Source organism: Methylobacterium nigriterrae, assembly GCF_037106235.1.
Lineage (GTDB): Bacteria > Pseudomonadota > Alphaproteobacteria > Rhizobiales > Beijerinckiaceae > Methylobacterium > Methylobacterium nigriterrae.
On sequence record NZ_JBAWTG010000607.1, the window covers coordinates 1 to 383 of the forward strand.

Consider the following 383-nt stretch of genomic DNA (forward strand, 5'->3'; position numbering starts at 1 on the left):
CGCAACATGGCCGGTGAGAATGGCGCCGCCATAGGTGCGGCGCAGGGCATTGTTCTTGGAGAGATGCTGCAGGTCACGCCGCACAGTGGAGGCGGACACACGAAAGCGCCGCGCGAGATCATCGACATCGATCTCGCCCGCGTTCAGCGCTTCCAACAGGCGAGCATGACGCTCCTTGCTGCGCATCGACATTGAACTTCAACCCCGCGACCGGGTTCGACTGTATCGGATTCGCGGCCCGGGCCCTATCGGGTCGGACTCACCCTCTCAGGCCGCTTTTTTGGGGGCGAGATCGACCGCCTGCCGCAGGGCCTCGATCAGGCTGCGCTCGTCGGCGATGCCCTTGCCGGCGATGTCGAAGGCGGTGCCGTGGTCGACCGAGG

Annotated in this window: 2 protein-coding genes; both read right to left on the reverse strand. The window is 65.5% G+C overall.

All coding sequences use genetic code 11. The features are described 5' to 3' along the window. A partial coding sequence (locus tag WDW90_RS38430; protein WP_336492914.1) for a DeoR family transcriptional regulator occupies positions 1-192 on the reverse strand: 192 nt, incomplete at its 3' end. Positions 193-267: 75 nt separating this feature from the next. Then, a partial coding sequence (locus WDW90_RS38435; RefSeq protein ID WP_336492915.1) for a 4-hydroxythreonine-4-phosphate dehydrogenase PdxA occupies positions 268-383 on the reverse strand: 116 nt, incomplete at its 5' end.